The 14,319-nt window shown below is 64.3% G+C and carries 14 protein-coding genes; 11 read left to right on the top strand and 3 right to left on the bottom strand.

Going from position 1 to position 14,319, the window contains the following annotated elements:
• Positions 1-173: 173 nt before the first annotated feature.
• The 9 genes from PMI15_RS02675 (at position 174) to PMI15_RS02635 (ending at position 10,548) form a co-directional block, all read left to right on the top strand.
• A complete protein-coding gene (locus tag PMI15_RS02675) occupies positions 174-1,019 on the top strand; it encodes a TatD family hydrolase (RefSeq protein WP_007863397.1) in 846 nt (281 codons plus the stop codon).
• The gene (locus PMI15_RS02670; protein ID WP_007863395.1) at positions 1,016-1,537 is read left to right on the top strand and encodes a DNA-deoxyinosine glycosylase; all 522 of its coding nucleotides are present in this window, start codon (positions 1,016-1,018) and stop codon (positions 1,535-1,537) included. The genes PMI15_RS02675 and PMI15_RS02670 overlap by 4 nt, the downstream gene beginning before the upstream one ends.
• Entirely contained in the window at positions 1,537-2,310 is a 774-nt protein-coding gene (locus PMI15_RS02665) for a hypothetical protein (protein ID WP_007863393.1), read from the top strand. The genes PMI15_RS02670 and PMI15_RS02665 overlap by 1 nt, the downstream gene beginning before the upstream one ends.
• 318 nt (positions 2,311-2,628) lie before the next feature.
• Positions 2,629-4,437 carry a GspE/PulE family protein gene (locus PMI15_RS02660; protein ID WP_036837236.1) on the top strand — a complete coding sequence of 603 codons (1,809 nt, stop codon included), beginning with the start codon at positions 2,629-2,631 and terminating at the stop codon, positions 4,435-4,437.
• Between the two features lie 230 nt (positions 4,438-4,667).
• The gene (locus PMI15_RS02655) at positions 4,668-5,153 is read left to right on the top strand and encodes a tripartite tricarboxylate transporter TctB family protein (protein WP_007863389.1); all 486 of its coding nucleotides are present in this window, start codon (positions 4,668-4,670) and stop codon (positions 5,151-5,153) included.
• Between the two features lie 13 nt (positions 5,154-5,166).
• Positions 5,167-6,681 carry a tripartite tricarboxylate transporter permease gene (locus PMI15_RS02650; protein ID WP_007863386.1) on the top strand — a complete coding sequence of 505 codons (1,515 nt, stop codon included), beginning with the start codon at positions 5,167-5,169 and terminating at the stop codon, positions 6,679-6,681.
• 110 nt (positions 6,682-6,791) lie between these two features.
• On the top strand, positions 6,792-7,772 hold the full coding sequence (locus PMI15_RS02645) for a tripartite tricarboxylate transporter substrate binding protein (RefSeq protein ID WP_007863385.1): 981 nt from the start codon (positions 6,792-6,794) through the stop codon (positions 7,770-7,772).
• A gap of 253 nt (positions 7,773-8,025) precedes the next feature.
• On the top strand, positions 8,026-9,636 hold the full coding sequence (locus PMI15_RS02640) for a gamma-glutamyltransferase family protein (protein WP_007863384.1): 1,611 nt from the start codon (positions 8,026-8,028) through the stop codon (positions 9,634-9,636).
• A 9-nt stretch (positions 9,637-9,645) separates the two neighbouring features.
• Positions 9,646-10,548: a DMT family transporter gene (locus tag PMI15_RS02635; RefSeq protein WP_007863383.1), complete on the top strand. Its 903-nt coding sequence runs from the start codon at positions 9,646-9,648 to the stop codon at positions 10,546-10,548.
• A gap of 60 nt (positions 10,549-10,608) precedes the next feature.
• Here PMI15_RS02635 and PMI15_RS02630 read toward each other — a convergent pair whose 3' ends face one another.
• Entirely contained in the window at positions 10,609-11,067 is a 459-nt protein-coding gene (locus PMI15_RS02630) for an Lrp/AsnC family transcriptional regulator (RefSeq protein WP_036837268.1), read from the bottom strand.
• A 119-nt stretch (positions 11,068-11,186) separates the two neighbouring features.
• Here PMI15_RS02630 and PMI15_RS02625 point away from each other — a divergent pair, with 119 nt between their 5' ends.
• Positions 11,187-11,723 carry an alpha/beta hydrolase gene (locus PMI15_RS02625; RefSeq protein ID WP_036837234.1) on the top strand — a complete coding sequence of 179 codons (537 nt, stop codon included), beginning with the start codon at positions 11,187-11,189 and terminating at the stop codon, positions 11,721-11,723.
• Positions 11,724-11,789: 66 nt separating this feature from the next.
• Here the strand turns inward: PMI15_RS02625 and PMI15_RS02620 are convergent, their stop codons facing one another.
• Positions 11,790-12,836, bottom strand: a complete 1,047-nt coding sequence (locus PMI15_RS02620) for a M48 family metalloprotease (protein WP_007863380.1) — start codon at positions 12,834-12,836, stop codon at positions 11,790-11,792.
• Between the two features lie 34 nt (positions 12,837-12,870).
• The gene (locus PMI15_RS02615) at positions 12,871-13,452 is read right to left on the bottom strand and encodes an SH3 domain-containing protein (protein ID WP_036837267.1); all 582 of its coding nucleotides are present in this window, start codon (positions 13,450-13,452) and stop codon (positions 12,871-12,873) included.
• A 70-nt stretch (positions 13,453-13,522) separates the two neighbouring features.
• Between PMI15_RS02615 and PMI15_RS02610 the strand changes: the two genes are divergently transcribed.
• Positions 13,523-14,317: an SDR family oxidoreductase gene (locus tag PMI15_RS02610; protein ID WP_007863378.1), complete on the top strand. Its 795-nt coding sequence runs from the start codon at positions 13,523-13,525 to the stop codon at positions 14,315-14,317.
• The last annotated feature ends 2 nt before the right edge of the window (positions 14,318-14,319 follow it).

The raw sequence follows: 14,319 nt of genomic DNA, 5'->3' as shown, positions 1-14,319 counted from the left end.
ATCAGCTGAAAGAAACCGGGGCGAAGACAATGCCGAAAGAGGGCTGTTCCGCCTGAAAAAAAGCATAGGGTGTCCCGATTTCATTTCTGTGTCAACATCTTCATCAGGGGCCTTGCTCTTTTTTCCGTAGCTCCTCCCCTCTTGATCGCACTCCCTTCGCCCCCTTTTAGCGCATGACTTTCTGGATAGACACGCATTGCCACCTGGACGCCGGGGAACTGGCCGCCGACGTGGACGCGGTGCGCGCGCGCGCCGCCGCGAACGGGGTGGGGCACTGCGTGATCCCGGCCGTCGGGGTGTTCAACTTCGAGGCGGTGCGGCTGCTGGCGCACCGGTTTGCCGACAGCTATGCGCTGGGCATACACCCGCTATGCGTGCCGCAGGCGCGTGACGAGGACCTGCGGGCGCTGGACGCGGAACTGGCCCTCAGGCGCGGCGACCCGCGGCTGGTCGCGGTCGGGGAAATCGGCCTGGATTATTTTGTGCCGGCGCTCACGGAAAGCCCGATGCGCGAGCGCCAGGAATTTTTTTACCGCGAGCAGCTCAAGCTGGCGCGCAAGCACGGCCTGCCGGTGATCCTGCATGTGCGGCGCTCGGCCGACAAGCTGCTCAAGCACCTGCGCGAGCTGGCGCCCGAGGGCGGCTGGAACGGCATAGGCCATGCCTTTAACGGCAGCGAGCAGCAGGCCGGTGAATTCCTCAAGCTGGGCTTCAAGCTGGGTTTCGGCGGCGCCGTGACCTTTGAGCCGGCGCGCCAGCTCAGGCGCCTGGCGGCGCAACTGCCGCTGGATTCGCTGGTGATGGAAACCGATTCGCCCGACATCCCGCCGCACTGGGTGTACACCACGGCGGCCGAGCGCGAGGCCGGCAAGCCGCAGGGTCGCAACGAGCCGGGCGAGCTGCCGCGCATCGCGCAGCAGGTGGCGCAGTTGCGCGGCATCAGCGTGGACGCACTGGCGGCCGCCACCACGGCCAATGCGCTGCAGGCCCTGCCCGGCCTCAAGGCGCTGCTCGCATGAAGGCAACACCGGTATCGACAGCATTGACCGGCCTGGCGCCGCTGGTGTCGGACCGCACGCGACTGCTGGTGCTGGGCAGCTTCCCGGGCGCGGCCTCGCTGGCGGCGCAGCAGTATTACGGCCACCCGCAAAACCATTTCTGGAAAATCCTCAAGGCGCTGTGGCCGCCCGGCCCGGCGGACACGGGCCCGGATGCGTACCGGGCGCGCAGCGAGTGGCTGCTTTCCAAGGGCCTGGGCCTGTGGGATGTGTACGCGGCCTGCGAGCGCGAGGGCAGCCTGGACAGCGCGATCCGCAACGCCGAGGTCAACGACCTGGCCGGCCTGCGGCGGCTGTGCCCGGCGCTGGAAGCGATTGCCCACAACGGCGGGGAAAGCTTTAAACATTCAAGGCACACGCTGGCGCTGGGATTGCCGGTCTACAAGCTGCCCTCGACCAGCCCGGCGAATGCCTCCTGGAGTTTTGAGCGCAAACTCGCGGCCTGGCGGGAAGTTTTTGAAAAACACGGACTGGTTTGATGCAAAGAAAAGAAACGGCCAAAGAGAACACGGAACTTGAGTTACCCGAGGTCAATTTCTCGGACTATGGCGATGTGCGTTTTCTGCACCTGGGCACCGAATGGGTGCAGGGCTCCATGCTGCGCGATGCGCCCTATGACATCGAGCTCGAGTATGTGCAGCGCATGATGGCCGGCCTGCTCTTCATGGACGCGGCGGCCATGCCCAAAAAGCACGCCATGCAACTGGGCCTGGGCTCGGCCGCGCTGACCAAGTTCTGCTACAAAAAACTGCGCATGAAGACCACGGCGATTGAAATCAACCCGCAGGTGGTCACGGCCTGCCGGGTCTGGTTCAAGCTGCCGCGCGACGACCTGCGGCTGCATGTGATCGAGGCCGATGCCGCGGCCGAAATCAGAAAACCGGCGCACCAGGGCACGGTGGATTTGCTGCACGTGGACCTCTACGACCATGAAGCGGCCGCGCCGGTGCTGGACAGTGCCGATTTTTATGAGGATTGCCGCGGCCTGCTGGCCGAGAACGGCGTGATGACGGTGAACCTGTTCGGCCGCGATTCCAGCTACCTGCAGTCGCTGACGAAGATCGCCGAGGCCTTCGGCCCCGAGGCGGTGTGGGCCTTCACCCCGACGCGCGAGGGCAATACCGTGGTGCTGGCCCAACAGGAGCCCACGCGGCCCGAGCGCGCCGCGCTCTTGCAGCAGGCCGGCGTGATTGAATCGCGCTGGGATTTGCCGGCCAAAAAGTGGCTGCGGCTGTTCAAGCCGGTGGCCTGAGTCCTGGTTTTATCCGCAGATGCGGGTGAGGTTTGTATCCGCAGATTACGCAGATTTACACAGATTGAAGACAAGAAAGACAAGACATTTGTACTCAGGGTTGGAATTAATCTTCACCTTTGTCTCCATGCGCTAGAGCCAAATACACGCCTTCGCATTGCGATTTTTCTTCCAATCTGCGGAAATCTGCGTAATCTGCGGATGAATTCTTTATCCCCGTGCCTGTCGGCGTTATCCCCATACCTGCCGGGATTCTGTGGAAGAAACCCCACGCCTGGCAGATAGCAAAAGCCGGGGTGGATGGGGTACAGTGCCCCCATGAACGCCGCCACCGCTGTCACTCATACCAAGCCCCATCGGGAACACGCGAAAAAGAACCACATCGGCCCGCTGGACTGGCGCATCCTGGTGGAGTGGCTCGGTGAAGACGGCGTGATCAGCGCCACCGAGGCACAGCGCACCATCGCGCGCTGCTCGCAGGTGCAGAGCGCGCAGCCGCCGCTGATGCGGCTGGCCAGCGTGGGCATGACGCGGCTGGCCGACGGCAAACCGCTCGATATCGAAACCATGTCGCAGTGGCTGGCGGGCCGGGCGGGCCTGGCCTACCTGCGCATAGACCCGCTCAAGGTCGACGTGGGCAAGGTGGCCGACACCATGTCGGCCATGTATGCCGAGCGCCACAAGGTGCTGCCGGTGCAGGTCACGCCCAGCGAGGTGGTGATCGCCACCTCCGAGCCCTTCATCACCGACTGGGTGCAGGAAGTCGAGCGCCAGGCCAAGCGCAGCGTGCGCCTGGTGGTGTCCAGCCCCATGGACATCACCAAGTTCACGGCCGAGTTTTTCGCCCTGGCCAAATCGGTCAAGGCCGCGGTCAAGTCGGGCGGCGCCTCGGGCTCGGCGAGTTTCGAGCAGCTGGTGGAGCTCAACAAGAGCAACAAGCAGCTGGACGCCAATGACCAGGGCGTGGTGCAGGTGGTGGACTGGCTCTGGCAATACGCCTTCGACCAGCGCGCCAGCGACATCCACCTGGAGCCGCGCCGCGAGCAGGGCGTGATCCGCTTTCGCATCGACGGCGTGCTGCACCCGGTGTACCAGTTGCCCATGGGCGTGCATAACGCGATGACGGCGCGCATCAAGCTGCTGGGCCGCATGGACGTGGTGGAAAAGCGCCGCCCGCAGGACGGCCGCATCAAGACGCGCAACCCGCGCGGCGATGAAATCGAAATGCGCCTGTCGACGCTGCCCACGGCCTTCGGCGAAAAAATGGTGATGCGGATTTTCGACCCGGACACCACGGTCAAAAACCTCGACGCCCTGGGTTTTTCGCAGCACGACGCCGACCGCTGGGAGTCCCTGGTCAAGCGGCCCCACGGCATCATCCTGGTTACCGGGCCGACCGGATCCGGCAAGACCACCACGCTGTATTCCACGCTCAAGCGCCTGGCCACCGAGGAGGTCAACGTCAGCACGATCGAAGACCCGATCGAAATGATAGAGGCCTCCTTCAACCAGACGCAGGTGCAGGCGCACCTGGACTTTGATTTTCCCGAGGGCCTGCGCGCGCTGATGCGGCAGGACCCGGACATCATCATGGTGGGCGAAATCCGCGACCTGCAGACCGCCGAGATGGCGGTGCAGGCGGCGCTCACGGGCCACCTGGTCTTCAGCACGCTGCACACCAACGACGCACCCTCGGCGGTCTCGCGCATGATGGAGCTGGGCGTGCCGTCCTACCTGATCAATGCCACCATGCTGGGCGTGCTGGCCCAGCGGCTGGTGCGCACCCTGTGCCCCAGCTGCCGCGAGCCCGACGAGGGTGTCGCGCGCGAAACCCTGGCCGACCTGGTCAAACCCTGGCAGATCAGCGGCGGCTACCGGCCCTACAAACCGGTAGGCTGCGTGGACTGCCGCATGACGGGTTTCCGCGGGCGCATGGGACTGTATGAATTGCTCACGGTCACGGAGGGCTTCAAGGAAAAGGTTTCCAAGGAGCCGAGTATCGACGCGCTACGGCGCCAGGCGGTCAGCGAAGGTATGCGCCCGCTTCGGCTGGCCGGCGCGCTGAAGGTGGCCGAAGGCCTGACCACCGTCGAGGAAATCCTGGCCTCCACCCCGCCCTTGTCCTGAGGACTCGCTCGCGGCCTTTATGCGGCCCCTGTTTCGGCCGTAAACCCGTTCTGGAGATGGCGATACTGAGGGTTTTCACGGCTTTTCACGGCGCCAGGCCTTCATGTAAGTGAGGGGTAAGCCAAAGATAAACGAAAGGTAAGTGAAAGCCACATGTCGGGGCAGAGGGATTGAATGCACAATCCAGCGATTCTTTCTTTTACTTTTATGTATGTATTGAGGAGACAGCCGTGAATATCAAGAGTCAAAAAGACTTTTTCTCCGGCCTCATGTTCATGGGCGTCGGCGTGGCGTTCGCATGGGGGGCGACCACTTACAACGTGGGCGAGGGCGCCCGCATGGGCCCCGGCTACTTCCCGCTGATGCTGGGCGTGCTGATGGCCATCCTGGGCGCGGCCATCACCTTCAAGGCGCTGGTCGTGGAGGCCGTGGGCGGCGACAAGATCGGCAAGTGGGCCTGGAAGCCGCTGGCCTTCATCATCCTGGCCAACCTGATCTTCGGCGTGCTGCTGGGCGGCCTGCCCAGCATCAAGCTGCCTCCGATGGGCATGATCGTGGCCATCTACGCGCTGACCTTTATTTCCAGCATGGCCGAAGACGGCTGGAAAGTGAAAAACACCTTCATCCTTGCGACCGTGTTGGCCATCGGCAGCTACCTCGCCTTTGTCGTCCTGCTCAAGCTGCAGTTCCCGGTGTGGCCTTTCTTCATCGGCTAAGGAGATACAAAAAATGGATCTGATTACCAATCTCTCGCTGGGTTTTGGCGTGGCGTTCACGCCCATCAACCTGGTGTATGCCTTTATCGGCTGCCTGCTGGGCACCCTGATCGGCGTGCTGCCCGGCATCGGCCCCGTGGCCACCATCGCCATGCTGCTGCCCGCCACCTATGCCTTGCCTCCGGTGTCGGCACTGATCATGCTGGCCGGCATTTATTACGGCGCCCAGTACGGCGGTTCCACCACCGCCATCCTGGTGAACCTGCCGGGTGAGTCCTCGTCGGTGGTGACCTGTATCGACGGCTACCAGATGGCGCGAAAGGGGCGGGCCGGGCCCGCGCTGGCCGCGGCCGGCCTGGGGTCCTTCTTCGCCGGCTGCGTGGGCACGCTGATCCTGGCGGCCTTCGCGCCGCCGCTGACCGAACTGGCCTTCAAGTTCGGCCCCGCTGAATATTTCGCGCTGATGGTGCTGGGCCTGATCGGCGCCGTGGTGCTGGCCTCGGGCTCGCTGCTCAAGGCCATCGCGATGATCGTGATGGGCCTGCTGCTGGGCCTGGTCGGCACCGACGTGAACTCCGGCGTCGCGCGTTTCAGCTTCGACGTTCCCGAACTGACCGACGGCATCGGCTTTGTGACCATCGCCATGGGCGTGTTCGGCTACGGCGAAATCATCAGCAACCTGGCGCAGCCCGAGCATGAGCGCGAAGTGTTCACCGCCAAGGTGTCGGGCCTGTTCCCCACCAAGCAGGACTTCAAGGACATGCTGCCCGCCGTGCTGCGCGGCACCACCCTGGGTTCGGCGCTCGGCATCCTGCCCGGCGGCGGCGCCTTGCTGGCGGCCTTCGCGGCCTACGCGCTGGAAAAGAAGATCAAGATGAAGAAGGGCGAAGTGCCTTTCGGCCAGGGCAATATCCGCGGCGTGGCCGCGCCCGAGTCGGCCAACAACGCCGGCGCGCAGACTTCCTTCATCCCCCTGCTGACGCTGGGCATTCCGCCCAACGCCGTGATGGCCCTGATGGTGGGCGCGATGACGATCCACAACATCCAGCCCGGCCCACAGGTCATGACCAGCAACCCCGAACTGTTCTGGGGCCTGATCGCCTCGATGTGGATCGGCAACGCCATGCTGATCATCCTGAACCTGCCGCTGATCGGCATGTGGATCAAGCTGCTGACCGTGCCTTACCGCTACCTGTTCCCGGCCATCGTGCTGTTCTGCGCGATCGGCGTGTACTCGACCAACAACAACACCTTCGACATCTGGATGGTCGGCATCTTCGGTGTGATCGGCTACCTCTTCGTCAAGCTGGGCTGCGAACCCGCACCCCTGCTGCTGGGCTTCATCCTGGGCCCGATGATGGAAGAAAACCTGCGCCGGGCCCTGCTGCTGTCGCGCGGCGACTGGAGCGTGTTCGTCACGCGTCCGCTGTCGGCCGGCCTGCTGGGCGCCGCCCTGCTGCTGCTGATCATCGTGCTGCTGCCCTCGGTCAAGAACAAACGCGAAGAGGCCTTCGTCGAGGCCGACTGATCGCAAGCCCAGGGGCCTTGGCCCCATTCGGTACAAAAGGCACCTTGAGTGCCTTTTGTTTTGCCTGTTTGGAACATAGTCGGCCTGGAAAATCGTTGCACAATGGTGAAATGAAACGTAAACATATCATTCGCCTGGCGATGGCCCTGGCCCCGGTTTTTGCCGTCGCTTTCACGGGCCCCGCCGCGGCCCAGAACTATCCCTCCAAGCCGATCCGCATGATCGTGCCTTTCCCGGCGGGCGGCGCGACCGACATCCTGGCGCGCGCGCTGTCGCAAAAACTCGGCGAAAAGATAGGCCAGACGGTGGTCGTCGACAACCGGCCGGGCGCGGGCGGCACCATAGGCGCCGACACCGCCTCGAAGTCGCCGGCGGACGGCTACACGCTGCTGCTGGCCACCTCGAGCACGCACAGCATAGGCCCGGCCATCAACCCGAAAATTCCCTACAACGCCGAGACCGACTTCACCCCCATCGCTTATGTGGCGAGCTCGCCCAACGTGGTGCTGGTGCCCAATTCCTCGCCGTCCAGAAACATGCGGGAGTTCATCGACCACGCGCGCAAGAATCCGGGGCGGCTGAACTATGCGTCCAGCGGCAACGGCACCATCATTCACCTGACGAGCGAGTACTTCAAGGCGCAGTCGGGCACCTTCATCCTGCACATTCCCTACCGCGGCACGGCGCTGGCCATGCCGGACCTGATCAGCGGCAAGGTCGACGTTCTCTTTGACTCGTTTGTGACCGGCATGCCCCACGTGCGGGACGGCAAGCTGCGCGTGCTCGCGGTCACCACGCTGAAGCGGACCTCGCTGGCACCCGAGCTGCCGACGGTGGCGGAAACCCTGCCGGGCTTCGAGTCGGTCACCTGGTTCGGCCTGTACGGCCCCAAGGGCATGCCGCCGGACCTGGCCGGCAAGGTCAACCAGGCCGTCAATGCGGCGCTGGCCGATGCCGACGTGAAAGACCGTTTCGCCCGGCTGGGCGCGGAGCCCACGGGCGGCAGTCCGGCGGCTTTCGCGGCCATGGTCAGGGCCGATACCGCGAAGTGGAAAAAAATCATCGCGGAGCGGAAAATCACGGCTGATTGAGTCAGATCATCCGCAGATTGATTCATTCGCAGAGATTGATTCATCCGCAGATTTCGCAGATTTACGCAGATTGAAAACGGACCCCTTGCATTCCGGATATGGATTCCAGGAATTGCATTTGTCTTTAATCTGCGTAAATCTGCGAAATCTGCGAAATCTGCGGATATGAATTCTTCTGCGGATGAATCAAATCTGCGGATGGCGCAGACGTCCGCCTCCATGTTTGCCCTGCCTTCAACAGTGGATCCACCCCATGAACTTCAACTACAGCAACCCCTACACCTCCACCCGCCTGCCGCTGTTTGCGCGCAACGTCGTTTCGACCTCGCACCCGCTGGGCGCGCAGGCCGGCCTGCGCATGATGCTCAAGGGCGGCAATGCGGTGGACGCGGCGATCGCGGCCGCGGCCGCCATGACCATCGTCGAGCCCGTGAGCAACGGCCTGGGCAGCGACGCCTTTTGCCTCCTGTGGGACGGCAAGGAACTGCACGGCCTCAACGGCTCCGGCCGCGCGCCGCAAAGCTGGACGCCCGACTACTTCCGCCGCAAATACGGCGCGGACGCGGCCACGCCGCCCAAGCGCGGCCTGGATGCCGTGACCGTGCCGGGCGCGGTCGCGAGCTGGGTGGCCATGAGCGAGCGTTTCGGCAAGCTGCCTTTTGCCGACCTGATGGAGCCGGCCGTGGAGATCGCCGAACGCGGCTACCTGCTGCCGACCGTGGTGCAGCAGAAGTGGGCGGCCGCGACCGCCGAGCTGAAGTCACAGCCCGGTTTTGCGCAGTCCTTCCTGCCCTGGGGGCGCGCGCCGAATATCGGCGAGCTGTTCCAGTTCAAGGCCGCGGCCAGGGCGCTGCGCGCCATCGCCGAGACCAGGGGCGCGGCCTACTACGGCGGCGCCATTGCAAGCGCGATTGAAAAGTTTTCCGCGCAGAACGGCGGCAGCATCACGGCAAAAGATTTTGAGAGCTACAAGCCCGAATGGGTCAAGCCCATCGCCAGGGACTACCGGGGTTACACCCTGCACGAGATCCCGCCCAACGGCCAGGGCATCGCCGCGCTGATCGCGCTGGGCATCCTGGACGAATTCGACGTGGCGGGCCTGCCGGTCGACGGCGTGGATTCCCAGCACCTGCAGATCGAGGCCATGAAGCTGGCCTTTGCCGACACTTACAAGTACGTGGCCGAGCCTTCGTCAATGGCGGTGACGGCCGAGCAAATGCTCGATGACGCCTACCTCGCATCCCGTGCCAAACTCATCGACATGAAAAAGGCACAGGACTTTGGCGCGGGCAACCCCGTCAAGGGCGGCACGATCTACCTCACGGCGGCCGACGAGGACGGCATGATGGTGAGCTTCATCCAGAGCAACTACATGGGCTTCGGTTCGGGTTGCGTGGAGCCGGAGTTCGGCATCAGCCTGCAAAACCGCGGCCACGGCTTCAGCCTGCAGCCGGGCGCCAACCAGGTCGCGCCGGGCAAGCGGCCCTTCCACACCATCATTCCGGCCTTCCTGAGCAAGGAGGGCCAGCCGGTGATGAGCTACGGCGTGATGGGCGCGAACATGCAGCCACAGGGCCATATGCAGACGCTGGTGCGCATGCTGGACTACGGCCAGAACCCGCAGGCCGCCTGCGACGCGCCGCGCTGGCGCTACAACGCGGGCATGGAAATCAACGTCGAGGCGGCGATGGACGCGCGCACCGTGCAGGGCCTGACGGAGCGCGGCCACCGCGTGGAAGTCATCAACGACTCTTACCAGGACTTCGGCGCCGGCCAGTTCATCTGGCGCGCCGGCAATCCCAAGACCGAAGGGTATGTGGCGGCCAGCGATGCGCGGCGCGACGGCCAGGCCGTGGGTTTTTAAGCAGCGATTTTGAGCAGCCCGTCCGACACCGCCCCCAAAAGCCTCGCCCCCGGCCTGCTGCTGGCCACCCTGGGCGCCATTGCCTTCAGCGGCAAGGCCATCATCGTCAAGCTGGCCTACCGCTACGGCGTGGACGCGGTCACGCTGATCATGTACCGCATGCTGTTCGCGCTGCCCATCTTTGCGCTGATGGCCTGGTGGGCCAGCCGCGGCAAGGCGCCGCTTACGCGCAAGGACTGGCTGGGCGTGCTGTGGCTGGGTTTCACCGGCTATTACCTCGCGAGCTTCCTGGACTTCGCCGGGCTGGCCTATATCAGCGCCTCGCTGGAGCGGCTGATCCTGTACCTCAACCCGACGCTGGTGCTGCTGCTGGGCCTGGTGATGTACAAGCGCCGCGTCAGCGCGCCGCAGCTCATAGGCATGGCCATCAGCTATTGCGGCGTGGTGCTGGTGTTCGGCCACGAGATCACGCTGCAGGGCGCGGACGCGGCCTGGGGCACGCTGCTGGTGTTCCTGAGCGCGGTGAGTTATGCGCTCTACCTGGTCTACAGCGGCGAGATGGTCAGGCGCCTGGGTTCGCTGCGCCTGGTGGGGCTGGCCACGACGGTGGCCTGCCTGTGCTGCCTGCTGCAGTTCGTGCTGCTGCGGCCTTTGAGCGCCGCCGCCGTGGCGCCCGAGGTGATCTGGCTGTCGGTGCTCAATGCCACGCTGTGCACCGCCGCGCCTGTGCTCATGGTGATGATGGCGATTGAGCGCATAGGCGCGGGCATGGCCGCGCAGACCGGCATGGTGGGCCCCATGTCCACCATCCTGATGGGTGTGCTGATTTTGGGTGAACCGTTTACCGCGTGGGTGGCGGCGGGAACGGTGCTGGTGATCGCCGGTATCTTTGTCTTCACAAGAGGACGTTAGCCGCGCTGTCTTGTCTTCAATCCGTGCCGCATGCATTCAATCATTCAATTTTCCGTCCGGTCAAACTTCAGGCGCACGGACTATTTTCGCCGGGTAGCTCGCAAGCACGACGGCTGTTGACACAGCGCCAAGCTTCGCGAGTGCATCAATCGTATGTTCCAGCTGAGGCATTTCCGAGGCCACCACGCGCACGACGAAGCAGTCTTCCCCAGTGATCCGGTGTGCGTCAATGACCTCCGGCATGGTCGAAAAAGCCTGCAGGCACAGTGGAATTTGAGAATGCGTGCTACGTATGCGGATGACGGCCGAGGTCGGGTATCCCGCCAGGCGAAGGTTGATCCTCGCCGCATATCCTTCGATCACGCCCGCTTCTTCAAGGCGCCGAATGCGTGCGGTGACGGCCGGCTGTGACAACCCGACCTGCATCCCGAGATCGGTATTCGTGATGCGCGCATTGAGCTGCAATGCCTCGAGAATTTTCCAGTCGAGCTTGTCAAGATCGGCCTGCTTTGATTTCATTTGCATGGGATTGAAAATTCAAATGATTTAAAGAATGGATGCGCTCAATTCCTTGAACCATCCATGGTGCGGATTCTGATTCATTTCTAGACTAAACCTTTTTTATAGGTGATTAAGAAATGACGTCTCCCGTTCTGATCGTGCCCGGCATTGGGAATTCCGGTCCTTCACACTGGCAGAGCCTCTGGCAGGCGCGGAGTCCTGAGTGGCATCGGCTGCAAGTCACGAATTGGGATCACGTGGTTTGCGATGACTGGGTATCGGCCATTAGCCGGCATGTCGCGTCGCTTGGACCTGACACCCTTATAGTGGCGCACAGCCTGGGTTGTCTGGCGGTCATTCACTGGGCGGCCAGAGAAGGAAAGAAAATCAGGGGCGCCATGTTGGTCGCTGTACCTGACCCCGCCTCGGCGGCATTTCCAACTGCCTCAGCGATCGCCTTCTCGCCAGTGCCATTGAAAAAGCTGGAGTTCCCCTGCACGGTAGTCGCCAGCACGGACGATCCCTACGGGAGTGCGTCCTATGCCCGCGCCTGTTCGCAGGTTTGGGGAGCCGGCTATGTCGAGGTCGGCCCGCGCGGGCATCTGAATTCGGAAAGCGGTCTTGGGGACTGGCCCTTCGGAATCGAGCTGCTCGAACAATTTTCAGCGACGTGATCCCTGCCCTGGCTTGCGCGCCGGCCTCACGCGGGTTTTTTGCACAAGGCGGGGTTGCCGGTTTTCTCAGTTCGTCTTTTTGGCCGGTGGACGTGCCGGCGCTTGCGCACTGGGCCGGCGGTTCGAGCCGCTGATGCGTTGCGCCACCGTGACCGCCGGCTGGCCGGCGTAGGCGTCAAGCCGGGTGCCCATGGCCAGCTCGAGCTGGTTCAAGCGGGTTTGTGCCGGCGGGTGCGTGCTCAGCGACAGGGCGAACAGCGCGTCGTCGGGCGCGGCGGTGCGCAATTGCTGCAGCACCGCGACCAGGCCGTAGGGGTCGAAGCCGGCGCGCGTGGCCAGGGCCACGCCGGTGCGATCGGCGTCGAATTCGTCCTGCTGGTCCAGGCCCTTGGTATACATGTTTTTGCCCAGTGCCAGCAACTGCGCTGACACCATGCCACCCAGGTCGTTTTTCAGCTGCGAGCTGATCACCTGGGTCAGCAAGCCGGCGCGCGCGCTTTTGTTCAAGGCAATCAGGTGGTGCTTGGCGGTGACGTGGGTGATTTCATGGGCCAGGATGCCGGCCAGCTCGCCCTCATCGGCCACGCGGTCTATCAGGCCCTTGGTGACGAAGACATAACCGCCCGGCGTGGCGAAGGCGTTGAAGCCGGGGTCGTCGAGGATGGCGAAGGTCCAGGGCAGGTCGGGGCGCGAGGACTGCAGGCTGATCCAGCGGCCCAACTGGTTGACATAGCGCTGCAGGGCCACGTCGGGGTAAAGCGGCTTGCTGCCCAGCAGCACGGCGGCCAGCTGCTGGCCGATCTGGATCTCGCGCGGCTCGTCGATCTGGTCCAGCGATTGCGACAGCAGCTTGAACAGGTCGCCGCCCTGGGCGGCCTGCTGGCCGCCCGGCGTGAGGCTGGCACCCAGCAGCGCGCCGGCCAGGCCGGAGGCGGTGTTGGGTTGTGCGGGCGCCGGCTGCGCGGGCTGGTTGGGGCGTATCAGCGACTGGAACAGGCCGCCCAGCGCCTTGCCGGCATCCTGGGCCTGGGCGCCCAAGGGCAGCAGGCCGGCCAGCAGGGCCAGTGCAAGGGCCGCCTGGCGCGCCGGTTTGGGAAGGTGGTGAAGATTCATGGCGATGCCTTTTGTCTCTTGTGTGTTTTTTGTTTTACTTGCCGTACTGTTCGGGTGCGGCGCCGCCGGGCGAGGTGGCCGGTGCCGGTGGGGCCGGCGTGGGCAGGGGGTCGACCTGGCGGCTGCTGAGCGAGGCGCTGCCGGCGAACTGCCGGGCCTGCGCGGCATTCACGCGGTTGGCGTCGGCCTGCGCCACGGCCGCGAGGTTGGGCTGCGCATTGGCCAGGTCTTCGGCGCCCAGGCCGCGTATGCCGACGGTGGAGGTGGACACCGTGCTGGAAGGTGCTTGTGCGCTGCCCTTGTTGAAAAAGCTCGAGAGGCTGCGCAGCGCGCCGCCCGCGGCGCCGCCCGAGGGGGCGCTGGCCGAGGTGATGTCGAACATGTGGACCCAGCCGCTGGTGCCGTCGGCCATGCGCACCTTGATCCAGGCGCCCTGGCGTTCGCTGAGCCGTGTGACCGAGGTCTGGACCGGCAGCGGCGCGAGGCTGCGGGCCGAGTCGCCGGGGGCGTCGCGCAATTGCGACTCGCGCTTGATGATCACTGCCTCGCCCTGGGGCTGGGCCTGTGCCGGAGCACTGAAAACCAGCAGCGATGTGAGCAGGGGAGCGATAACCATCCCCGCCTGTATTTTGTATTTACTCAGTATCATGAGCCGCTCTCCCCCGTGGTTGTAATGAGGAATTATTATGGATTTAGGTATTGCAGGCAAATGGGCGCTGGTGTGCGGCGCCAGCAAGGGTCTGGGCCTGGGCTGCGCACAGGCGCTGGTGCGCGAAGGCGTGCATGTGCTGATCGTGGCGCGCGGCGAGGACACGCTGAAGGCCGCCGCTGAAAAACTCACGGCGGACAAGGCTAGGCCCGCCGGCACCCATGTTCAATACGTGGCGGCCGATATCACCACCGTGCAAGGCCGCGCCGCCGTGTTCGCCGTGCGCAAGGATTTCGACATCGTGGTGACCAATGCCGGCGGCCCGCCGCCCGGCGACTTCCGCGACTGGGACCGGGACGCCTGGATCAAGGCGGTGGACGCCAACATGCTGACCCCCATCGAGCTCATCAAGGCCACGGTCGACGGCATGGCGGCGCGTGGCTTCGGCCGCATCGTCAACATCACCTCCAGTTCGGTCAAGTCGCCCATCGACGTTTTGGGGTTGTCCAACGGCGCGCGCAGCGGCCTGACGGGTTTTGTGGCCGGCGTGGCGCGCAGCAAGCTCGCGGCGCAGGGCGTGACCATCAACAACCTGCTGCCCGGCGCTTTCGACACCGACCGCCTGCGCGGCACCATGAGCGGCGCCGCGCAAAAAAGCGGCCAGCCGCTGGAAGCCGTCATGGACGCGCGCCGCAAGAACATCCCGGCCCAGCGCTTCGGCACGCCCGAGGAGTTCGGCGGCATCTGCGCCTTCCTGTGCAGCACACATGCCGCCTACATGACGGGGCAGAACGTGCTGGCCGACGGCGGGGCCTATCCGGGCACTTACTGACG

This window comes from Polaromonas sp. CF318 (assembly GCF_000282655.1).
Classification (GTDB): Bacteria; Pseudomonadota; Gammaproteobacteria; order Burkholderiales; family Burkholderiaceae_C; genus Polaromonas.
Note: the sequence above shows the minus strand (reverse complement) of the source record. Positions and strands in the feature narration are given on the sequence as shown.